General features: G+C 43.0%; 32 protein-coding genes. 28 read left to right on the top strand and 4 right to left on the bottom strand.

Annotation, left to right across the window (positions count from 1 at the left end):
* The 25 genes from DOT_RS24590 to DOT_RS24475 all read left to right on the top strand — a co-directional run bounded on the left by DOT_RS24590 (position 1) and on the right by DOT_RS24475 (position 17,825).
* The gene (locus DOT_RS24590; protein ID WP_009624280.1) at positions 1-525 is read left to right on the top strand and encodes a sigma factor-like helix-turn-helix DNA-binding protein; all 525 of its coding nucleotides are present in this window, start codon (positions 1-3) and stop codon (positions 523-525) included.
* A 97-nt stretch (positions 526-622) separates the two neighbouring features.
* Complete coding sequence (locus DOT_RS24585) at positions 623-853, top strand: hypothetical protein (protein ID WP_009624279.1); 231 nt, start codon at positions 623-625, stop codon at positions 851-853.
* 215 nt (positions 854-1,068) lie between these two features.
* Entirely contained in the window at positions 1,069-1,392 is a 324-nt protein-coding gene (locus tag DOT_RS24575) for an HNH endonuclease (RefSeq protein ID WP_009624276.1), read from the top strand.
* Between the two features lie 20 nt (positions 1,393-1,412).
* Positions 1,413-1,607, top strand: coding sequence for a hypothetical protein (locus DOT_RS30015; protein ID WP_139024295.1), 195 nt, complete (start codon positions 1,413-1,415; stop codon positions 1,605-1,607).
* A gap of 90 nt (positions 1,608-1,697) precedes the next feature.
* On the top strand, positions 1,698-2,054 hold the full coding sequence (locus DOT_RS24570) for a P27 family phage terminase small subunit (protein WP_009624275.1): 357 nt from the start codon (positions 1,698-1,700) through the stop codon (positions 2,052-2,054).
* Positions 2,044-3,765 (top strand): terminase large subunit, encoded by a 1,722-nt coding sequence (locus DOT_RS24565; protein ID WP_009624274.1) that lies wholly within the window; start codon positions 2,044-2,046, stop codon positions 3,763-3,765. Before DOT_RS24570 ends, DOT_RS24565 begins: the two co-directional genes overlap by 11 nt.
* Positions 3,753-4,961 carry a phage portal protein gene (locus DOT_RS24560; RefSeq protein WP_009624273.1) on the top strand — a complete coding sequence of 403 codons (1,209 nt, stop codon included), beginning with the start codon at positions 3,753-3,755 and terminating at the stop codon, positions 4,959-4,961. Before DOT_RS24565 ends, DOT_RS24560 begins: the two co-directional genes overlap by 13 nt.
* The gene (locus DOT_RS24555; RefSeq protein ID WP_009624272.1) at positions 4,951-5,526 is read left to right on the top strand and encodes an HK97 family phage prohead protease; all 576 of its coding nucleotides are present in this window, start codon (positions 4,951-4,953) and stop codon (positions 5,524-5,526) included. The genes DOT_RS24560 and DOT_RS24555 overlap by 11 nt, the downstream gene beginning before the upstream one ends.
* Positions 5,517-7,199 carry a phage major capsid protein gene (locus DOT_RS31280; protein ID WP_009624271.1) on the top strand — a complete coding sequence of 561 codons (1,683 nt, stop codon included), beginning with the start codon at positions 5,517-5,519 and terminating at the stop codon, positions 7,197-7,199. The genes DOT_RS24555 and DOT_RS31280 overlap by 10 nt, the downstream gene beginning before the upstream one ends.
* An 11-nt stretch (positions 7,200-7,210) precedes the next feature.
* Complete coding sequence (locus DOT_RS24545; protein ID WP_009624270.1) at positions 7,211-7,465, top strand: hypothetical protein; 255 nt, start codon at positions 7,211-7,213, stop codon at positions 7,463-7,465.
* A gap of 13 nt (positions 7,466-7,478) precedes the next feature.
* Positions 7,479-7,763, top strand: a complete 285-nt coding sequence (locus DOT_RS24540; RefSeq protein ID WP_009624269.1) for a hypothetical protein — start codon at positions 7,479-7,481, stop codon at positions 7,761-7,763.
* On the top strand, positions 7,753-8,085 hold the full coding sequence (locus DOT_RS24535) for a phage head closure protein (protein ID WP_009624268.1): 333 nt from the start codon (positions 7,753-7,755) through the stop codon (positions 8,083-8,085). Before DOT_RS24540 ends, DOT_RS24535 begins: the two co-directional genes overlap by 11 nt.
* Positions 8,085-8,543, top strand: a complete 459-nt coding sequence (locus tag DOT_RS24530) for an HK97-gp10 family putative phage morphogenesis protein (protein WP_040413428.1) — start codon at positions 8,085-8,087, stop codon at positions 8,541-8,543. The genes DOT_RS24535 and DOT_RS24530 overlap by 1 nt, the downstream gene beginning before the upstream one ends.
* Positions 8,540-8,908, top strand: coding sequence for a DUF3168 domain-containing protein (locus tag DOT_RS24525; RefSeq protein WP_040413427.1), 369 nt, complete (start codon positions 8,540-8,542; stop codon positions 8,906-8,908). The genes DOT_RS24530 and DOT_RS24525 overlap by 4 nt, the downstream gene beginning before the upstream one ends.
* A 5-nt stretch (positions 8,909-8,913) precedes the next feature.
* On the top strand, positions 8,914-9,462 hold the full coding sequence (locus DOT_RS24520) for a hypothetical protein (protein ID WP_040413426.1): 549 nt from the start codon (positions 8,914-8,916) through the stop codon (positions 9,460-9,462).
* Between the two features lie 45 nt (positions 9,463-9,507).
* Positions 9,508-9,834: a hypothetical protein gene (locus tag DOT_RS24515; protein WP_009624264.1), complete on the top strand. Its 327-nt coding sequence runs from the start codon at positions 9,508-9,510 to the stop codon at positions 9,832-9,834.
* A 23-nt stretch (positions 9,835-9,857) separates the two neighbouring features.
* Positions 9,858-10,142, top strand: coding sequence for a hypothetical protein (locus DOT_RS24510; protein ID WP_157998517.1), 285 nt, complete (start codon positions 9,858-9,860; stop codon positions 10,140-10,142).
* Position 10,143: 1 nt separating this feature from the next.
* Positions 10,144-10,380, top strand: a complete 237-nt coding sequence (locus DOT_RS24505; protein WP_009624262.1) for a hypothetical protein — start codon at positions 10,144-10,146, stop codon at positions 10,378-10,380.
* 73 nt (positions 10,381-10,453) lie between these two features.
* The gene (locus tag DOT_RS24500) at positions 10,454-10,861 is read left to right on the top strand and encodes a hypothetical protein (protein WP_009624261.1); all 408 of its coding nucleotides are present in this window, start codon (positions 10,454-10,456) and stop codon (positions 10,859-10,861) included.
* A gap of 65 nt (positions 10,862-10,926) precedes the next feature.
* On the top strand, positions 10,927-12,858 hold the full coding sequence (locus DOT_RS28030; protein ID WP_207637073.1) for a phage tail tape measure protein: 1,932 nt from the start codon (positions 10,927-10,929) through the stop codon (positions 12,856-12,858).
* Positions 12,858-14,267, top strand: a complete 1,410-nt coding sequence (locus DOT_RS24490) for a hypothetical protein (protein ID WP_009624259.1) — start codon at positions 12,858-12,860, stop codon at positions 14,265-14,267. The genes DOT_RS28030 and DOT_RS24490 overlap by 1 nt, the downstream gene beginning before the upstream one ends.
* Positions 14,264-14,596, top strand: coding sequence for a hypothetical protein (locus DOT_RS24485; RefSeq protein WP_009624258.1), 333 nt, complete (start codon positions 14,264-14,266; stop codon positions 14,594-14,596). Before DOT_RS24490 ends, DOT_RS24485 begins: the two co-directional genes overlap by 4 nt.
* Complete coding sequence (locus DOT_RS24480; protein ID WP_009624257.1) at positions 14,596-15,360, top strand: hypothetical protein; 765 nt, start codon at positions 14,596-14,598, stop codon at positions 15,358-15,360. The genes DOT_RS24485 and DOT_RS24480 overlap by 1 nt, the downstream gene beginning before the upstream one ends.
* A 15-nt stretch (positions 15,361-15,375) precedes the next feature.
* Positions 15,376-15,513: a hypothetical protein gene (locus DOT_RS30835; protein ID WP_009624256.1), complete on the top strand. Its 138-nt coding sequence runs from the start codon at positions 15,376-15,378 to the stop codon at positions 15,511-15,513.
* Positions 15,514-15,587: 74 nt separating this feature from the next.
* On the top strand, positions 15,588-17,825 hold the full coding sequence (locus DOT_RS24475) for an SGNH/GDSL hydrolase family protein (RefSeq protein WP_040413424.1): 2,238 nt from the start codon (positions 15,588-15,590) through the stop codon (positions 17,823-17,825).
* A 69-nt stretch (positions 17,826-17,894) separates the two neighbouring features.
* Here the strand turns inward: DOT_RS24475 and xerA are convergent, their stop codons facing one another.
* The 4 genes from xerA to DOT_RS24455 form a co-directional block, all read right to left on the bottom strand.
* The gene (xerA, locus tag DOT_RS24470) at positions 17,895-18,821 is read right to left on the bottom strand and encodes a site-specific tyrosine recombinase/integron integrase (RefSeq protein ID WP_192807840.1); all 927 of its coding nucleotides are present in this window, start codon (positions 18,819-18,821) and stop codon (positions 17,895-17,897) included.
* A 165-nt stretch (positions 18,822-18,986) separates the two neighbouring features.
* Positions 18,987-19,232, bottom strand: coding sequence for a hypothetical protein (locus DOT_RS24465; RefSeq protein WP_040413423.1), 246 nt, complete (start codon positions 19,230-19,232; stop codon positions 18,987-18,989).
* A 12-nt stretch (positions 19,233-19,244) separates the two neighbouring features.
* Positions 19,245-19,451, bottom strand: coding sequence for a hypothetical protein (locus DOT_RS24460; RefSeq protein WP_009624253.1), 207 nt, complete (start codon positions 19,449-19,451; stop codon positions 19,245-19,247).
* 51 nt (positions 19,452-19,502) lie between these two features.
* Positions 19,503-19,916, bottom strand: coding sequence for a hypothetical protein (locus tag DOT_RS24455; RefSeq protein ID WP_009624252.1), 414 nt, complete (start codon positions 19,914-19,916; stop codon positions 19,503-19,505).
* A gap of 126 nt (positions 19,917-20,042) precedes the next feature.
* On the opposite strand from DOT_RS24455, the gene DOT_RS32140 reads away from it, so the two are divergent.
* The 3 genes from DOT_RS32140 to DOT_RS24440 all read left to right on the top strand — a co-directional run.
* Positions 20,043-20,366, top strand: a complete 324-nt coding sequence (locus tag DOT_RS32140; protein ID WP_009624251.1) for a hypothetical protein — start codon at positions 20,043-20,045, stop codon at positions 20,364-20,366.
* Between the two features lie 122 nt (positions 20,367-20,488).
* Positions 20,489-20,794: a hypothetical protein gene (locus DOT_RS24445; RefSeq protein ID WP_009624250.1), complete on the top strand. Its 306-nt coding sequence runs from the start codon at positions 20,489-20,491 to the stop codon at positions 20,792-20,794.
* A gap of 5 nt (positions 20,795-20,799) precedes the next feature.
* Positions 20,800-21,307 (top strand): DUF1906 domain-containing protein (locus tag DOT_RS24440; RefSeq protein ID WP_009624249.1); only part of this gene is annotated, 508 nt, incomplete at its 3' end.

Below are 21,307 nucleotides of genomic sequence, written 5' to 3'. Positions count from 1 at the left end.
ATGGTGAAACAGCTGATTAAGGAGTATCACATTACCCTAAGACGTATTAACAGAGCAAAAACAGAGGCCACCAATACTGAAGATAAATCACTTCTAGCAAGCTGTTCAGATAGCTTGAGTTTCTCGATAAAGTACATGGAGATGGGTAAGCATCCTGATAACAGGCGAGGGATAACCAGAAGGAGTAGCCTACAAAGGGAAATACCAGTAGATCCTCAGGATGAGGCTTTTGTTCGGGCAGCTGCACTGCAACGTCAGCCATCAGAGGTTAGTGACAGAATACAAAGCGCTATAAAGGATCTAAAAATTGCAATGAGGGATTTAACGATGAAGGAGAAGGAAGCATATGCGCTAGTACGTGCCGATGGATACTCTTTTGGAGAAGTTGCGTGGATCATGGGGATACAAAAGAGCACAGTACAGACGTTAGTAAAACGGGCAGAGGAAAAGATTGGCGATATGGTTGAGGATCTAACTGACCGAGGAATTGTATTTAAGCAAGATATTCAACTGGAAATGTTCTAGTTTTGTCATACGATTGCCACCTATATGTAGGAGTGCTTTCCTTCTAACAGGAGTCTTCGGGCTCCTTTCTTTTTGTTGAGTAAAGGCGGTGTAAAAGATGGAATTAGAGAAAATAAGTGAATTAGAGTTTGTCATAAAGACGGCGATAAAAACAAAACAAAGTCTGGGTGTGTTAATCGAAATGCCCGGATTTGAAATGCCTGAGATGATTATAAATCCTGTTGAGAACCTAGAGAAGAAACTTGAATACTACAAGGCAACTTACGATGATAACCTCGAGCACAAGCACGCTAAAGGTATCAAGATAATCGGTTATACGTTTTGTTAACGTCATACTAAGGCGGTGATCAAGTTGCCTAAGCCAGCTTTTGAATGTGTTGGTTTTACTCCGAAGGAAACAGGCATAAGTCCTAATTGCAGTAATTGCAAGAATTGGAATGGAAAGTGTTTAGTTCGCGGGATGCTTGATGATTTGTATGCTGAGAGTTCGAGAGGACTGACGTTTGATCGGATGATGAGGAGTAATCGGGGCGTGAGAATAGAATGAGCTTTTATAAATCTGGCAAATGGAAGCGTAAGCGTCCATCAATACTTAGGCGCGATGAGTATCTTTGCCGAGAGTGCAAGCGTTACGGTAAGACCACAGCTGCAACGACAGTACACCATATTATTCCGCTGACTTGGTGTTTAGTCTATTGGGTAGCGCTAGCACTGATGAGTATTAATTTAATTAGCTTTTGTGATTCGTGCCATGACAAGATGCACGATCGAAATAGCCGGAAGCTAACTGACCTTGGGTTGTCTTGGGTTAAGCGGATGGGCGAGACTGGACTTAAGTGGATAGATAAGTACGCTGGTGATTGGTAGGCGTGGCGAAGGGAGCTTAAATGATGAGGACTAAAGGGTTGAGGTATGAATGCCTTGAGTGTGATTGGGTAGAGATCGTCTCACCTAACGACCAAAGGGTAGATGGTCGAAGGTGTAAAGAATGCGGTGGGCACTTGTCGCCAGCTGGCTACGTTGTCATTGGGATTGATTTAGCAAACGGACCTGATTGCACAGCGTATACCCCCCACCTATGACTTTAAAATTTTAACCCCTTAGGTACCGGAGGGGGAAACTTTTTCCAATAGAGCGAACTTCCATAAAACTTTTTTCAGGAGGTGAAGAGGTTGCCTGCAAGGACAAAAAAGGCCATCAAGTCAAAGACTGTCAGGGAAATGAAAAACCTTGATACTTACAAAAAAGAGTACGATTCAATAATAGACATCTACGCTGAACTTGTTGAGCAATACGAAATCATCACTGGAAAATTTGTGCTGGAAGATTACAAGTTTCAAGAAATGACTGCTGATGGTGGATATAAAAAATCTCCGATTGTGTCAACCCTCGAAAGCCTGAGAAAAGATATATTGGCGTACTCAGATCGACTATGCTTAAACCCCAAAGCCAAAGGGACGGCGGCTGTAGAGAAAAAGGGCAAATCGAAACTAGCCCAGGCATTAAGTGATCTTCAGCGTGAAACATAAAAACTTCGACCTTGTACTTGAGTACGCCAACAGCATAGTTGAAGGTCGAAAGGTAGCTTGTAAAGAACAGATCCAAGGTTGTCAAAGATTCCTCGATGACCTACAAAACCCAGCTTATGATTTCAACCCCAAGGACGCCGAGTTTGTCATTTTACTTATCGAAAGAACATTTGTCCATATGCAAGGTGAGAGATTAGATGGCACTCCGTTACGCGGGGAGCCTTTTTTGTTGGAACCGTTTCATAAATACATCGTCTATAACATCTTGGGATTCTATCATAAAGGAACGAAGATAAGGCGATTCAAAGAGGTTTTCATTTATATACCTCGGAAGAATATCAAAACGTCTTTTGCTGCCTCGTTAGCTTGGGGTATTGGGCTTCTCCAAAGGCTAAGTGGTTCAAAGATTTATGTCGTGGCAGCTGCGCTCAAACAATCGCTAGAGAGTTTTAATTTCATAAATTTTAATCTCGAACAAATGGGTGAAAAGGAAAACTTCAGAGTCATCGACAATAATCAAGAACACAGTATACAAGGTGAGATTGGAGATGGCTCTTTTTACTTTCAAGCACTAGCTGCCAATCCTGATAAGCAAGATTCGCTTAATTGTAACATTGGTATAGCTGATGAGATCCACGCTTACAAAACTCCAAAACAATACAACATCATCAAAGAGGCAATGAAGGCCTACACAAATAAACTTATGATCGGGATCACCACAGCCGGCGATGACATGACATCGTTTTGTTATCAAAGGTTGATGTACTGTAAAAAAATCCTAGATAAGACCGTCACGGCTGAAGCTGAGTTTGTCTTTATTTGCAAGGCCGACCAGGACGACGAAGGTGAAACTGATTACACGGATCCGCGTATCCATGAAATGGCCAACCCGGCCTATGGCGTAAGCATCCGCCCAGATGACATAATGAATGACGCACTGCAAGCGCAGAACGATCCGCAACAGAGAAAGGATTTCTTAGCTAAGTCTTTAAATATTTACACGGCTGCAATGCGAGCCTATTTCAATATCGAAGAATTCCAGGCGTCGGATAAGAAATACAACTGGACCATTGAGGAACTAGCGAGGTTTCCTATCAATTGGTATGGGGGGGCTGACCTATCTAAGATGCACGACCTTACAGCGGCTGCGCTTCACGGTCAATACAAAGGCGTTGACATTGCGATTACTCACGCATGGTTTCCTATTGTCGCTGCGCATAGCAAGGCTGATGAGGATGGTATTCCTCTCTTCGGTTGGAAAGATGACGGCTGGTTGGATATGTGCAACACACCAACCATTAATTACGACGATATTGTCAATTGGTTTATTAAAATGAGAACTATGGGATTCAAGGTTAAGCTGACCGGCTTTGATAAAAAGTTCGGTAAGAAATTCTTCATGGGAATGAAAAAAGCTGGATTTAAAATTGTCGATCAACCCCAATACTTTTATAAAAAGTCGGAAGGGTTCAGACATATTGAGAAGTCAGCGAAGGATGGAAATTTTTATTATCTGCATTCTCAAGCCTATGAATATTGCGTTCAAAATGTTCGGGCCATAGAAAAGACTGATGATATGATCCAATACGAAAAGGTAGATGGCGATGGTGGCACACAGCGCATTGATATCTTTGACGCGGACGTGTTTGCAACAGTTCAGATGTTAGAGGACCTTGAAAAATCTTCGAAAGCGGCGGGGTGGTTAGACTGAGCAGAAAAAGAAACCAAACACAAACGAGAGCGGCACCAACACAGAAGCGAAGTGATACCTCGTGGCTATGCTCGATTGATGCCTTTAATGTCCTGACATCCGGCCAATATACTAAGTTGTCAGATTGCCCAGAGGTTAAGATGTGCGTGCACATATATGCTGACCTCATAAGCAGTATGACGCTCTATCTGATGCAGAATACGGACAAAGGAGATGTCAGGATAAGAAATGAGCTATCAAGAAAGCTGGACATTAATCCGAATAAACTTATGACCAGCAAAACGTTTATTTACAATCTTGTATGGACTTTAATGCTGCCCGGTAATGGTAATCAAGTAACATATCCACGCTACGACAAGGATGGATATCTCGACAACCTTGAACCGTTTAAACCTTCAAGGGCAATATTTATTGATACTCCAACCGGCTATGCAATCAGATATGGCGACACAACTTTTAGCCCGGATGAGGTCCTGCATTTTGTCATCAATCCAGATCCGGAAAGGCCGTGGATCGGGACAGGATACAGGGCAGTCCTCAAGGATGTGCTTAAGGGTCTTAAGCAAGCTGGAGTAACAAAGCAATCTCTTATGGAAAGTCCAGCCCCTTCGATCATAGTAAAGGTCGATGGATTGACAGAGGAGTTTGCAAGCAAAGAGGGTCGTAAAAAACTTTCTGAGCAATATCTTGATAGCTCTGAAAATGGTAGGCCGTGGTTTATCCCGGCGGATTTATTTGATGTCAAAGAGGTCAAGCCATTGACACTCAATGACCTAGCCTTAGCCAAAAATCTAGAAATTGATAAAAGGACGGTAGCAGGTATTTTTACCATGCCGCCTTTTTTAGTTGGTGTTGGTAATTTCAACAAGGAGGAATTCAACAACTTCATTGGCACCCAGATAATGTCGAAGGCAAAGGTTATCGAGCAGGAATTAACTCGTAAGTTACTTTATTCTCCGGATTTGTATTGGAGATTTAATCCGCGCAGTCTATACTCTTACAGCCTAACCGAGATCATCGGGGCAGGAAGCGCGATGGTTGACCGTATGGCAATGAGGCGTAACGAGTGGAGGGAGTGGATCGGGATGTCTCCGGAGAGCGATATGGAAGAACTCCTTGCGCTTGAAAACTATGTTCCGGCGGATATGCTCGGACAACAAAAGAAACTGAATGGAGGTGATGGAAATGGATCGTAAAATTAGACAAGCCCGAAGCTTGCCGACTCAATTCAGGGCCGCAGAAGACAATGGGGAAAAGTTCATCGAAGGATACTTTGCGACATTTGGAGGAGTTTATGAGCTATGGCCTGGGGCAACGGAAAGTGTTGATGCTCATGCTTTTGACGGTGCTCTTGCTGATGATATACGCGCACTAATCGACCATGAAACAAGATTAGTTATTGGACGCAATAAGGCCGCAACGCTTGAGCTTAAGGTAGACGCTAGAGGTCTTTGGGGACACGTAAAGATGAACCAATCCGACCAAGATGCTATGAATCTTTATGCAAGAGTAGAACGCGGGGATGTAGATCAATGCTCGTTTGGGTTCGACATCCTAGAAGAAGAAACGGAATGGCGCGAAGACGGAACAGTCCATTGGACCGTAAAGAGAGTAAAACTTTACGAAGTGTCAGTAGTTACCTTTCCTGCTTATGAAGATACATCCATTGCAGCCCGTAAAAAGGATTATGACCAAATAAAAACTCGCCAAGTTCAAGCGTGGCAATCAAAAACGAGAGAGAGGTTACAGAAATGGCACTAAAACAATTGATGTTAATCAAGCGCATAAATGGGCTTAAGAGTAAGCTTGAAGAATTGCGTGCCAAGGATGCAGAGTTTACAACTAGATCTGAGGCAATGAAAACCCGTGAAGCTGAGCTAGAAGCTGCAGTCAATGAAATTACTGAGACATCCACAGAGGAGGAACAAACTGCAGTTGATGAAGCGGTTGCCGCCTTTGAATCTGACCAGGCTACCCTTACTACTGAGCAAACCGAAAATGACGAGGCTAAGTCAACCTTAGAGGGCGAAATACAAACCCTTCAAGCGGAGCTGGACGAAATAGATAATCGTTCCAAGGCTACTCCGCCAACCCAGGGATCAGAAAGAAAAAAAGAAATTGGAGGCGAAGTTAGAGTGAAAAACAACAGAAACAAATTCTTCAAAGATCTTGCCATTGAACAGCGTGATGCCTTTATTGCTAGGGAAGATATTAAGGATTTCTTAATCCGCGTGCGTGATTTTAAGGGTCAAAAACGTTCGGTGTCTGGTTCGGAGTTAATGATCCCTGATGTAATGCTTGAATTACTCAGGGATAATCTTTATCGGTATAGCAAACTGATATCAAGGGTTAGGGTTAGAACAGTATCAGGCAAGGCGCGTCAAACGATCGCAGGAGCAATACCGGAAGGTGTTTGGACTGAAGCTGTAGCATCGCTGAATGAATTAGCACTATCATTCACCCAAATTGAAGTTGATGGATACAAAGTGGGTGGATTTATTCCTATTGCAAATTCAACGCTTGAGGATTCTGACATTAATCTAATTAGCGAAATAATGGATTATCTCGGTCAGGCCATTGGGTATGCCGTAGATAAGGCAATTCTTTATGGTACTGGAACGAAGATGCCGATCGGTTCAGTAACACGCTTAGCTCAGACATCTCAGCCTTCTAACTGGGATGATAAAGGTCCAGCATGGACAGACCTCCACGTAACTCATGTCTTAAAAATTAATCCCAGCGGAATGACCGCAGAAGTATTCTTTGCGAATCTTATCCAAAACCTTGCAGTTGCCGTTCCTAATTACGCTTCCGGCGGAACGTTCTGGTGCATGAATCGGCAGACGAAAATTAAGCTAATGGCACAAGCATTAACGTTCAATGCGGCAGGGGCACTTGTTGCTGGCATGAATAACACGATGCCTGTTGAGGGCGGTGATATTATCGAGCTTCCGTTTATTCCTGACAACGATATCGTTGGCGGCTTTGAATCACTTTATCTTCTTGCCGAACGATCAGGGGCGCAACTTGCAATGTCAGATCAAGTTAAGTTCATAGAAGATCAAACGGTGTTTAAGGGAACTGCGCGTTATGATGGAAAACCTATTTTTGGAGAAGGTTTCGTAGTTGTAAACATCAATAATGTTGACCCAACGACTAGTTTGGCATTTTCCGCTGATGCCGCCAACACTGTAGCGACCCCCAAGGCCTTGCCGATTGCTGGATCTTATACTGGGGCACAAAGCGTATCTCTGACATGTGATACCCAAGGAGCAGACATCTACTACACCGTAGATGGTAGCGCACCAACTGCAAGCAAGACTAAATACAACGGTCCTATCGCTGTCGCGGCTACCGCTACCATTAAGGCAATTGCCATTAAGACCGGCATGACCGATTCTGCCGTGTTGAGTGCGACTTATACCATTAGCTAGGAGGAAAGTAATTGAAAGCTACAGTTAAAAGGTATTTTGTCGGTTTTGATCAGGAATTCAAGCCTGGCGAAATAGTTGAGCTATCAGTCGAGAAGATTGATCAACTGAATGGAGCAGGATTGGGGACCATTCTCGAAGTTGACGGTAGCCCTGAGTGGCCTAAGCATGTTGGTGGGGGAAGTTATGAATTATCCAACGGCGAAAAAGTCAAAGGAAAGGATACGGCTATTGCGGCTCAATCCGAGATTGACAAATCTGGTAGTTAGGGGGATCTGAGAGATGGATGCCGCAATAGTAATGGCCTTGGTTAAGGAGCGACTGGGCATTAGGTCAACGGTTCGCGATACCTATCTACTCGCCATAATCAATGGGGTAATCACAGAACTTGAAGATGAAAAAGGATTGGTGCTTGACGGTGCCAATCCTTATCAATTAATTTTTGTCGTTGATTACGCGACATGGAGATATCAAAGCCGAGATAGTGATACTGGAATGCCAAGGCACTTGCAATACAGACTTCACAATTTGGTGCTTCATGCGGGCGGTGTTGCTGATGACGTATGATTACGAGTTAACCTTGATCGGAGCGACAACATACATCACGAATGATATTGGTGATAGCGTCCCGGTCGAAGCAACGACAGTCGTATTATGTGATGTCCAATCAGTCACACGATCAGAACATTACTCTGCTGCGGCAAGCGGACTCAAGCCAGAGATTGTTTTTGTAGTCAATAAGTTCGAGTATGATGGCCAGAAGGAAGTTGAGTTTGAAGGAAAAAAGTATAAGGTTGACCGATCTTACAGTCCAAAGAAATCCAAGGGGATAGAGGACTTCGAGAACCTTGAATTGATTTGCAGCGGCCTTGTAAATGGGGTGATGTAATGCCTCTACCGCGCTCAGTAACAAAAATAACTCGCGATGGAGTACAGTTCACATCTAATGTAGACCGTACTAAGTATCTCCTAGTTGAACTTCAAAGAGCTGCCCTGAGAGACACGGCCAAGCTGATCCGGAAGAAGATGGTTGCAAAGCTCAGGAAACTTCCTGGAATGAAGAGATCCAAACGCCCTTACTCCTCGACTCAATACTGGGTAAGGAAGCGAGAGACAGACTTGCAAATCGGCTTTAAACACGACACCTGGTATGGCGTACTGCAAGAGCTAGGAACCAAAGGTCAACCGGCTAGGAATATCCTAAGGGGAACAGTCATGGATAACATCGACGATATCAGGCGCGTTCAAGGAAAATACCTAAGCGCGATTGAGTCGGAGAACGTAGCATTGGGCCTAATTGATCTTGATGGAAATGCTTTTTATGGGGATGGTGACGATGAGGAATGATTGAGCTAAGAACAGTTCTAAACGTATATCTGAAATCAATTTATCCGAACGTCTACCATTCCGAGTCCGTCCCCGAAACTGCCACTTTTCCTTATCTTGTATATGACCTGCCAAACGTCATCGATGATGGGGAATCAATGGAAACGGTTGTCGTTGATATCGATGGGTGGGACATAGATAAAGACACAACAGCGTTAGAAACCCTTATGGCCGAAGTGAATTACGGCCTAAGCAAAAGAACTCTGGCCACTGGAAATATAGCGGTCACTTTTTATCTGGATACCAAGCTGTCACTACGAGACGACGATCCACAAATAAGAAGAAGAAAATACACTTACCAAGCAAAATTATTCAGGAAAGGGTGATAAAATTGCCACTTACGCAAGCACAACTCGAAAACGTGCAAATCGATTATGGGATTATCTTCGCAAACTACGGTGAAGCAGACGCGGCAATGCTTGGACCCACTAGAGGCGGCGGAGAATTTAAGGCAACTGCAACTATTCGGGATATTGAATTCGACGGTCAGAAGGGGAAAACAAAAGGCATGCAGGTGATCGAGAGTATTAATGCCACGCTCTCGGTTGTTACTCTTGATACATCTATGTCGAGCTTAGCGATGGCTATGCCTTGGGCAACTTACGATGACGTATTGGGGACGATTACTTGTAAGAGTGAGAATATCGGGGTTATCCCGGGTGAGGCATATCTCAAAAATGTCACAATGTTTTGCAAAACCGTCAAGGGTGATTACCGGAAGATCACTCTCTACAATGCGATGTCGGAGAAAGAATTTGTCCTAGCTGCTAAGCCTAAGGGCGAAGGGGAAGTTTCACTTGAGATTTACCCGCACTGGGATCCAACTGACAGCCTGGCAGATCTATTCTTGGTAGAGACGGTGGCTAGTCTAGCAGCATAATAAAAGGCGGGGGAAACCTCGCCCTAATTTTTAGGAGTGAATAGAATGATCACGACAGAAAAAGCTTTCGACATGCTTCCTGCGGTCGTTGACTTATACGATAAATTAGATATTGACGCTTACCGAAAAAAGGTTACTGAAGAAAACAAGGGTAAAAAGCTTGACCAAACATCACTTGGAATCAACCTTTTTAAGTTTGTTCTGAAAAATTCAGCAAAGATTAAGGACGAAGTCTTTGAAATTGTCGCTATTTTCGAGAGTAAGACAGTTGAAGAAATCAAGGCTCAAAGCTTTATGACAACAATGAACTCCTTTAGAGAGATATTTGCGGACAAGGAAGCGGTATCTTTTTTCAGGCAGGCTATGCATTAGGATTTTCAAAAACATTAAACCTGTTGCATAGCCACTACGGTATTAATCGTTTAAGCCGGATGAGGGTCAAGGATCTCGGAAAATTGTTAATCGAAGCAGCTAAGAAAGAATCCGAGGACAGCCTTTGGGAAAGATGGGTCAGGCTGTGTCCTTACATGGAGATCGGTCAAATGAAGTTTATTAGCTTTGATGATTATAAAAAGGCTTTGATTAAGCCTATTGTAAAGTTGTCAGAAAAGACGTCCGAAGAGATCGTTGAGGAAATGATGGCGGTAGCGACTGCATACGAGTCCCAAAGGAGTGGTTAAATTGCCTAAAATTGATAGCATTACAGTTGGAATTGATTTTAATATGCAGGAATTTTACGATAATTTGATTATTTATAAAAAGAGTATTGAGGCACAGATTGAAACTCTAGCAAAAGAACCTTCGATATGTACGCACAAGAAAACAGAAACAGACGATCATTCGGGTGTTGATCTCTGCTTATCCTGCGGAAGAGTGATGGATACGCATGGAAAGTATGATTACATTTGCAGGAAATAACGCAAAAGGAATAGCCAATAAACCTCTTACATAGTGTATAATAAAGAAAATTATGTAAGAAAGAGATGAGGAAATGAAAAGGCTTCTTGGATTATTGGCTATTCTCATGCTTGTGCTGGTTGGTTGTGGGGCTAAGACGGATGCTCCTGCGAAGGAACCGGCTGCGGTTACGCCTCCTGTAGCTCAGGCCCCTGCACCTATTGAGAAGAAATGGGTTGTAACTAATACGTGGGAGGGGAACGGGTCAAAGACAACTGAGAATTTCGAGGTAACTGAGAATACAAGGGTTAATTGGGAATGCGATAAGGGCTATTTCAATATAACACTGCAGGATGAAGGAGGAACTCCTCAAGATATATTGGTAAGCACTGATGATGGAGGCAAAAAAGACACAACGTACCTACATGAAAAACATGGACAGTATTCATTAGATGTTGGGTCTAGTGCGAAATGGAAGATAACCGTAGAAAAACAGCAATAAAAAAATAGCGGATCTAAAAAAGCATCCTTTTTGAGAGGGTGTTTTTTTAATGCCGTTAAAAGGAGGTGTTTGACACGGAGATTTTTAAATTGTTCGGATCTATCCTAATAGACAACGAAAAGGCAAATCAATCTATAGATGCTACAGATAAAAAAGCTCAGGGCACAACAAAAACATTCGGGAGTATGCTCGGATCAGCCCTAAAAGTCGGAGCAGGAATAGCCGCTGCAATCGGGGCGGCGGCAATATCAGTCGGAGGCCTAGCTGTTAGCCTTACGGATGATTTAACGAAGTCATTAAATGGCGTGCAGGCCTCAACTGGCGTTGCCGATGACATGATGGGTGATATGAAGGATACCATGCTCGCAATCTATAATAATAACTTTGGTGAAAATTTTGAGGAAATCGGATCAGCTATGTCCCTAGTAAATCAGCAGACCGGACTTGCTGGAGATGCATTACAGGGAATGACCGAGAACGCTCTCGCGCTAAAAGACACTTTCGGAATGGAAGTGGCCGACAGTCTACGTGGAGCAAATCAACTCATGAAGCAATTTGGAATGGACGGTGACGAAGCTTATAATCTAATAGCCCAAGGTGCTCAATGGGGATTGGACGCAAATGGCGATCTTATAGATACGCTTAATGAGTATTCTGGAACGTTCGCTGCTCAAGGTTTTTCGGCTGAAGAAATGTTTAATATGCTTTCAAACGGTGCCGCGAGCGGGGTTCGTGACGTTGACTTGCTCGCCGATGCAATAAAAGAGTTTGGTATTAGATCAAAAGATGGAAGCACAACGTCGGCGGCAGGGTTTCAGGCGTTGGGATTGAATGCTACAGAAATGACCAAGGCCTTTGCCACTGGTGGAGAAACGGCAAAAACAGCTTTTGACAAAACAACTCAAGCCCTTATAAGTATGAAAGATCCAGTTGCTCAGAATGCAGCAGGGGTTGCTCTTTTTGGTACCCAATTCGAAGATCTTGGGATTAAGGGTATTACCGCATTAGTTAACACCCAAGGAGAAATAACTAAAACGAATGATGCGCTCGGTAAAATTAACGAAGTAAAATATAACACTTTCGGAGAGGCCATAGAGGGAATTAAGCGAAATTTACAAACAGGATTGCTTATTCCTCTCGGAGAACAGATATTACCTAAAATGAATGAATTTGCTGGATGGATATCTGGTAATATGCCGATCATTCAGAATGAGATAAGTTACGCGATGGGGATTGTTGACAAAATATTTGATGGAATTGGGAGCGTGATTGAGACTTATATAATGCCTCAATTCAACTCCTTTAAGGGTATGGTTTCTGAAAATATGCCACAAATAAAAGCGGCAATTCAGGCTATGTATGACTATGTTAAGCCGAGTTTTGATCAACTTTGGCAGGTTATCAGGGATGACCTGATGCCGATTATCCAAGGACTATGGGATCTAGTCCAAAGGGCCATGCCGACAATTCGGGTTATCTTTGAAGTTGCTATGTTAGCAGTAGGGGCTGCCTTAAAAGTGGCAATGGGTGTTATTTCTCTGTTTATTGAAGCGGCAAAAGGAATTTATGATTTCATTAAGCCAAAGATCGATTTAGTTATCGATATTTTTAATACAGTATCTACAGTTATTGAAAAAGCTCTTGGATGGTTGCTTAAATGGAATAAAACAGATGCCAAAGATAAAACGGTCAAGGTAAGTTACAATTCTACATCTGATGGCATGAAAGCAGCTCGTAACGCCAATGGAACAGACAACTGGCGTGGCGGACTAACGTGGGTCGGAGAAGAAGGACCTGAGCTTTTAAATCTTCCGCGTGGCAGTCAAATATTCTCGAATGAAGAATCAATGGCAATGGCCGGTTCGGGCGTAGCATCATCTTCGCCAGTTATCTTCGAACGCGGGGCATTTGAGGGTGCCAACATCATGGACGACTACGGAGTAGACCGCCTCATGGATCGCATCATGGACCGCCTAGCGCTCAAAGGGGTGAGGTAATGAGGACGTACGCCATTGCGGGAAATATCGTCACAACTCAGAAAAACTCACTCAGCTATAACGACACACTAAACGACCGGACAACCTGCTCATTCGTGGCCATTGATCCTGATTTTGAGATTGACGTTGGCATGGAAGTAATCGTCGAAGAGGATTCCATCACGATCTTTGCTGGTACGGTGGACAGTGTTTCTGAGAACGGAGACAAAACCAACTACGTCTCCGTATCTTGCGTTGACTTCTCCCAACTAATCGACAAACGAATTATTGCAAACTCTTACGAAAACCAACTTGCCGGAGACATCGTAAGGGATTTCATAACAACAGTCTTCGCGGACGAGGGAATCACGGAGGGAGACGTACAGGACGGCCCAACGATCTCAAAGGCGGTATTTAACTATGACAATGGAAACACCGCTATGAACTATCTCGCCGATGCAACAGGATACAACTGGGAGATTGATAACCTCAAGCAACTTAAGTTTTTTGATCGATCTACCTATGCATCTCCCTTTGGCCTAACGGATGTAAGCCACAATTATCAAGGATTGACAGTTAAAAAATCGCGCTCTGACTACAGGAACAGGCAATACGTCCGCGCAGGGACAGACACTTCGGCGGAAATCCCTCTCGAACAACCAACCCCAAAGCCTGACGGAGTATCCAAGACCTTTGTTGTTAGATTGCCAATCGCTCAAAAACCAAGGATATTTATAAATGATGTAGAGGTTTCTCCTTTGGACATCGGTGTTAATGGACTTGACACTGAAAAGAAATATTATTTTAGCTTTAACTCCAACACGATAACACAAGATAACAGCGAGCCAATACTACTCGATACCCAAGTCCTCAAAGTAACGTACAAGGGACTCTATCCTCTGTTTGTCGTTAGGGAATCTTCCGAGCAGGTGGCGGACAGGAAATCAGCTGAAGGAGGCTCGGGTGTCTATGAGAACATCATACAGGAAACCAACCTGAATACGAGGGAAGCAGCCCTAGAGTTCGCGCTTGGGAAGTTGGAGAAGTACGGCATCATTCCAAAAGTAGTAACTTTCAACACCTACAGCAAGGGCCTCAAGGCTGGCCAAATCCTACCGATCACGAATACTAAGCACAATCTAAGCGGCACGTTTCTCATTGACTCGGTATCAGCTAGAAACGACGGGGGTTTAACATTGTACTCGGTAAGGTGCCTCGATGGGACCACAGTCGGAGGATGGGAGAAGCTGTTCAAGACCTTGCTACAGGGCAATAGACAACTAGTGATCCGCGAAAATGAGGTTGTCGTTAGATATATACCCTTCACGGATGAATTTGTTAATCTAGCCATGGAAGAAGAAATGTCTTATGTCCTGCATCAGTATCATATTTGCGGTCAGACTATTTGTGGACCAGGAGTGATTTTATGAGTGTGACAGATGCGGCGAGAGCGCTGATCCTAGCATCAACGGTTGCAACAAGTATAGATAATATCGACGTATTGAGTGCCAGCGCTATTACAGGAGAACTGATTAGAATCGTCCCTCAGGATGTTGAGACGATTAGCGCAGTAGAACGCAAGTATACATTTTATCTCACCGAGTTTGAGGGCAATGGAAATCTCATTGACCTGTCTCTGTACGGTAATGGGGCAACTGTGGCACTCGGAACCGGAACTGAAATGGCTAGTCAAGCGGTGACTATCGCGAAAACTAATACACAGAGCTTGCTTATCCATTGGAATGCGAGGGTGATTTAATGTATATAAAAACGACTTGGGTCGATGGAGAAAATAAATATTCGATCACCGATCAAGCAGGTAACGTTATCCCTGGATTTGAAGATGTAAAGTTATTGTATACAGGGACTAGCGGAACTCCGATATCAGCAACAAATCTAAATAAAATTGAAACTGAGCTAAGCTTACTTGAATCAGATATAGCCCAGGAAGCAATAGATAGGGATGTGGCAGTGTCTCAAGAAATAACTGATAGGGAGAACGCTGTAGCCCAAGAAGTTATTGACAGGAACGCTGCTATTGACGCACTAAAAACGGAAACCATCGTATGGGAACTACTAGCTACGAAAACATTCAGCGTTGATACATCATATTTTATTTTCGCATCCATTCCTGCAGGCTATTCGGCTTTTAGAATAGTTGGAGAAGTAGTGGGGAGCGATTCCACTGAACGCGGTATTGCAATGTCATTTAACGGTGACACTTCAGCAGCCAACTATAAGTATGCTAATGTAGTTAATGGAGTATATACAGCAAATAATACTGCTAATGGCATTTATATTGATACAAAGTCAGATAGTACAGACATAACTGTTATAGACATATTTATCCCAAACTCAGGCACAAGAGCTTCTTGTTCTGCTACGCATCGAGGAGAAGGGCATATAGGAGATACTTCTGGGCATTGGTACGACAATGCACTCAAGACAGATATTAGACTTTCGCTTGGTAGTTTTGACGCAGCATCTAAGCTTAAATTATTCGGGTGCAAATCAATACTTTAGGGAGGTAATGATTGAATGGCAGAAGTAGTTAATACTTATCAAGAAACAAGAGAAGACGGAGTATTCACGATTGAAGAACTTGATAACGGAATAAAAATTGAGTCACTTATACAGCCTAGCGAGGCGTATTTACAGAAGTTAGCTATCACGTAACTTTGATAAATCAGTTCTAAACGCCTAATATGGCGTTATTTTTATGCCATAAATTAAGAAATGGGGGGATAACCTTGGAAAATCGTTTCCTGTTAACCTTAGATTTTAAACGCAGAACAATCCGAAACATTAATTTTGTGCAAAATAATGTCGGCACATCAGTTATCGAATTCTCTATCGTTGATGGCGGGCAAACTACTGGCCCGGACGGACAGCTTACCGGAGGAAATGTAGTAGACATTACAGGGCAAGCCATTTCTATCGCCTTTTTAAAGCCGGATAAAACCATCGTAATCCAGGATGAGACAACCGGAGTTTCTATCCTAGATGCACCAAACGGAAAACTAGAGTGCGTCCTAATGTCTAATACTTTGGCGGCTGCTGGGGTTATTAAAGCTGAGATCAGCTTCAGCAAAGATGGCAACAAGTTAAGCACAACGCAATTCAACTTTACGTGCTCTAGTTCATTAGATAACGGGGATGGCATATTAAGCTCAAACTTAGTGCCCTTTGTCGATGCCAAGGTAGTGGAATGGCAAGCGGAATTTGATGTCATTACTGCTCAGTACGAAACGGCAACTACGCAAAACACAGACATTGAGATCGTAGCGGCCCGCGGTGGAGAGGTTAATTTAGGTGCCAGGTTAGATGCTGCCGACGCAAGTTTTAGTACGTATAAGGCACAAACTGCGAACAATATAAAATTGAATAGTATACTTAATTATGGGGGTAATCCCGATGGTATAACTCCTGTTGATACTGCTTGGAATAATGCAAAAACAAAAGGTACTGTGTATTTCCCACAAAACACAACAGGTAATGCACAGTATTATTTTACCAACCAACCATCATTGAATGAGGTTATTATACATGCAGATGCTGGCGTTATACTGTCTTTTCCGACGACTAATGTAACAACGTTTCGAGATGTAGTGTTTACTGACGATATAATTATCTATTCGAGAGATAGAGACAATTACGCGAATGTGTTAAAAAATGATTATTCTAAATCTGCCTATATGTATAGCATGGATAATGATATAGATATAGGCATTAAAAAATTAACTCTCGTTGATGATGGAGCAGTCAGGAAAAAAATAGTATGGAATGGTGATTCACTTCCAGCAGATAAATCAGATGTAGATACTTCTGAAATTACGCTTATTGACGGATTTTACCAAGTATCAAACACGGCACAAGTGACTAATCTTAGCAAATGGTATGTAACGTCTTTACCCATAGAACTTAATACTGTTCTCAATTGTCTTATTAAACCTCGTTATATAGAGACACAGGGCGGTGCAAGGCTTGGTGTGTATTTTGGGGATAATCTATATAATTTTATAAACCATATAGATTATGCAGGTAATATCTATGGCTGGAAAATGGAAAATGGTATTTGGGCAACAATACCACCTAACCTCACTTATAAAGATTTACTTACTCCGGCTTACAAAGATATTAACAGTATACAAATAAGCATTAGAGCAATCACACAACGAAAATTTGACATGTTTATTAATGGTGTTTTGGTAGCTAGTACAGAATTAGAATTTGATTGCAAAGAATTCGGATTCGCACTATTAACCTCAAATAATGTTAATAGTGGTATTAATAATTTTACGTGGGGGGAAATAACAAAAGGTTATGCACGTAAAGTTAATTCTGGCAACACTTTTAATGCTATTGCATTTGGTGACAGTATTACGTTTGGAGCGGATAGTTCGATAAGTTGGCCTAATGCACTAAAAAATATTGTTGAGGGTCAATATGGTATAAATAAATTTGAAATTAATAATCAAGGGGTTGGAGGTCATAAAGCTGCAAATCAATTGGCAATTATGCAAGGTATCGACTTAACTTCTTATGACACGGTATTTATATTAATCGGCACAAATGATATAGGTGTTACACCAATTACAGATTTTGAGCTTCAAGTACAATCCATGATTGATTTAGCAAATGGGAAAAGAGTAATAATTGGTATACCTCCGATGTTTATTACCAGTGTATTAACGGGTGGGGGTATAGAAATGACAAGCTATACCAAAGGGGCACCGTATCGAAACAGCCTTTTAAAACTAATCGCCCAAAACAATGTCTATCTTGCTGATACCTTGTCGGAAATAGGACGCATTGGCGTTGATAACACGCTAACTTATGTATTGAGGGATAATTTACACCCGCAAACTTGGGGGTATCAAATGTTAGCACGATGTTTTGCTCGAACATTCTTGACTGCAATAAACCAATACGCAACGATGGAGGAAATTGTAGAATCTGTATTAAAGAAATATAGTATTATACCGTAGTCTATTATTGTCACATTTGACGCATTATGTTCATTAGATTTAGGCAAAAAAATAAGACCCCGGAGGGCCTTATTGGACTAGGTATTGATGATGTGACTGCTTCCGTTTCTCATTCGTCATGCTGGCGTAGATTTGGGTCGTAGCTGGGTCGGTGTGCCCGAGGAGCCCCTGGACGGCCACCAGGTCCGCGCCGTTGTTTAGCATCAATGTTGCAAAAGTGTGTCTAAATATATGCGGATGCACGTTTTTTGTGACCTCTGAGCGGTCGGCTACAACCTTCACTTCTCGCTGGATTCCCCGATCAGATAGCCTACGATAAGGTTTTCGCTCGGAGACAAAGAGAGCTGGGTCATTGTCAGTTCGGCGCATAAGGTACTTCCGGAGATGGTACATGGCCTTAAAACTAAAATAAACCGGTCGCTCCTTGTTACCCTTGCCGATAACCAGCACGGACAGAGCCTGATAATCTATATCGTTATGGTTCATCTTTCGGATCTCACTGAGCCTTCCTCCCGTTGCATACAAGACTTCCACGAGCGCCCGTTCCCTCGGTGTAATGCAGGCCTCGCGGATCATCTCAAGTTCTTCAATGGTCAAAGCTTTCGGGGATCGCTGCTCTTTCTTCGGCGGCTTGATCTGCTTTGTTGGATCGCGAGTCAGGATATCTTCGTTCACGAGCCAGCCAAACATAGACTTGAGGACTGATAACCGTTTGGATAGCGACGATGTTTTAAGGCGTTCAAATTCGGATAGATAGACCCGGATATCTGCTGTGGTAATCTCATTAGCAGCCTTCGGGACGTGTTCAGCAAATATCTTTAGTTCCAGCTCGTAACCCTTAAGAGATAAGGGGCTGAGGCCTTCAAGTCGTTTCCCTGCGAGGAACAGCTTAATCTTTTGTGCTAGATCCGGATGTCCGTTCATAACCAGGGCTGGTTTAATGTCATACTGAGAAAGGATGATAGAGAGTGTTTCCTGCAGTTGGGGCTTGTCCATATTGGGGCAAGAAATGGCGCTCACCACCTGCTCTAGCAATATCTCGGCGGTTGAGCTAAGTATTTGTGTCATGGTTCCCACGCTCCTCTTTCTTTGGACCGGAGCATCGTGGTATAATATCCAGGACACTCCGGTGTCATCATGAGCACTCGTACAGCTGCCAGGCTAGGGACGGGTGCTTTCTATTGCGTTGTGTAAAATTTCAATATCTCTGCTAGTTAACCAAACGTTGTCCACTTCGCCGTAGGAATGGTTAAATACCCCGATTAGGGATCCATTCAAAATCGTACATTCAGCGTAGTTTTTGCCATCGTAGAGACAGCGCAGGACCTTGGATGACTTTAGGTATTCTAGTCTGGTAACGGATTTCTGGAGAGCTTGGGGGAGTTCTTCGAAATTGCATTGTTTCATGGGGTTTCCTCCTTACGCTTCATAGATTACGAAGTCACTCATTGCGTTGTGGTTGTCATTGTAACGGACACTCGCTTGTTCCTTACTGTAAAGTTCGTACTTGGCAGGTTTATCAAGTGTGGCAATAAACTGTTTAGCGGCTTTAGTTATGCAAGTAGCATGAAGTGTTTCCATTTGAGCGCCGCCAGCTTTAAAGACTTTGTACAGTTTAGCTTTCATTACGACACCATCCTTTCCTTACGCCGGTTAGCCCCGGCTGGCTCCTTTGATTTAGTGCGTTCCGAGTTGATACATCAGTTCTTCTAAATCCTTTATCATGGCACTGTTTAAGTCGTTGGTTGTTAGTACTGATACAATGTACATTCCGTCATCGTCCGTGTAACGCTCCGCAAGCCCTCTGAGTTTGCATTGCATTCCGTTAGTGTCAAAGTCATAACCATGTTTCAAGAGTGATGGAATTTCGCAGATTACGATTGCCCGTTTTCCGTTGTAATTGTCGTAATAGATGTTTGGATTATCTTGATCGTCTGCTTCATTGACAATAATGTGTAAGGTTTGCAATGCGCGGTAACGGGGAGAACCATAGTTGTTTTTCTCAAATTCTACTTCCATTTTATCTTTGATGATTTGAGCTAACCAACTCGTGTCTTCTAGTTTTCTCATGGTAGGTTTTTGCCTTCTCATCTTCGTTTCCCCCTCAAATGTACTTGTGTTATTACATATAATATACCATAGCGTTAGTACATAGTCAATAGAAAATACACTAGCGTTAGTATATTTTTTGTGGTATGCTTATGTCGAGGTGAGGAAATGCCAACAGCGAGAACTAAGGCGAATAGAAAGTATAACGAAAAAGCTTACGACAGGATACCGGTTACCGTGCCGAAAGGGGATAAGGAGAAGATTAAAGCATTTGCCGAAAAGGAAGGATTAAGCGTTAATGCTTTTGTTAATATGGCCATAAACAAACAAATGCCCCAAAAACCTATTATAGAGGCATGGAATCCTGCTAGATGTCCATCTTGCGGAGAAGACCTAAGTGAGAGCTTAGGGGATGGTTATTATAAACACTGGTACGGAAAAAGAGTTTGTGATTGTGGACAAAAATTGAATTGGGAAGAAGAAGTTACTTGAAGATGACTAATTTAAAAAGACGCTGAAGCATAATCTTCGGCGTCTTTCATATTTCAAGTTTTTAACCGTCAATCGACGGTTATTTTTTATACCCAAACATCACGGGTAACAAACGAATCGAGGTGAAAGGAGCGAGAGCATTGGATCAAAACATTTCCCTCGCAGTTGTTGGAGCTGTATCTGGTATCGTGTTCGCTTATGTCGGGTACCTCAAAGGTCTAAAGAAAGACTCCTATTCCGCCGGCACAGTAAGAGGCACAATGGAAACCGATATGGCCTATGTCAAGCATCGGATCGACGATGTATTGCTTGAGCAAAAAGACACCAACAAAAGTCTTAATGCCCTCTCTGAACGAGTCACTAGGGTGGAGGAAAGCGCGAAGTCGGCCCATAAGCGTATCGACCAGATCGAGGAGAAAGGGGATTAAGCAAGATGGATGGAATCGATTGCGCAACTAAGCTAACCGTATCGAGCGCACAAGCACTTAATAAAGCCGGAATATTATCCGTAGGCCGTTATCTCGGTAGAAACTCATGGAAGGGGTTAACTCTTGATGAAGTAAAAGCCATCCATGACGCGGGTATGTCTATATTTCTCATATGGGAATTAGCTCCGACGAAAAGAGACTACTTTACTTATACCAAAGGGGTATCCGACGCGGCAGCTGCCATCGTTGAGGCTAAATACCTCGGGGCTCCTGATGGCGTGGCCATATATTTTACCGTGGACTATGATGCGCAGGCAAGCGATATGTCAGCTATTAAAGACTACTTTCAGGGCGTAAAGGATGGCTTGGGCGGCAAATATCTTATGGGTGTGTACGGATCTTACGCTGTCATGCAGGCGATCAAGGCTGATAGATATTTTCAGACTTATGCATGGTCCGGGGGAAAGAAGGCTCCGAATCACATCTATCAATATAGCAATGATGTATCCGTTC

The sequence above is a fragment of the Desulfosporosinus sp. OT genome (genome assembly GCF_000224515.1).
In the GTDB taxonomy this organism is placed as follows: Bacteria; Bacillota; Desulfitobacteriia; order Desulfitobacteriales; family Desulfitobacteriaceae; genus Desulfosporosinus.
Note: the sequence above shows the minus strand (reverse complement) of the source record. Positions and strands in the feature narration are given on the sequence as shown.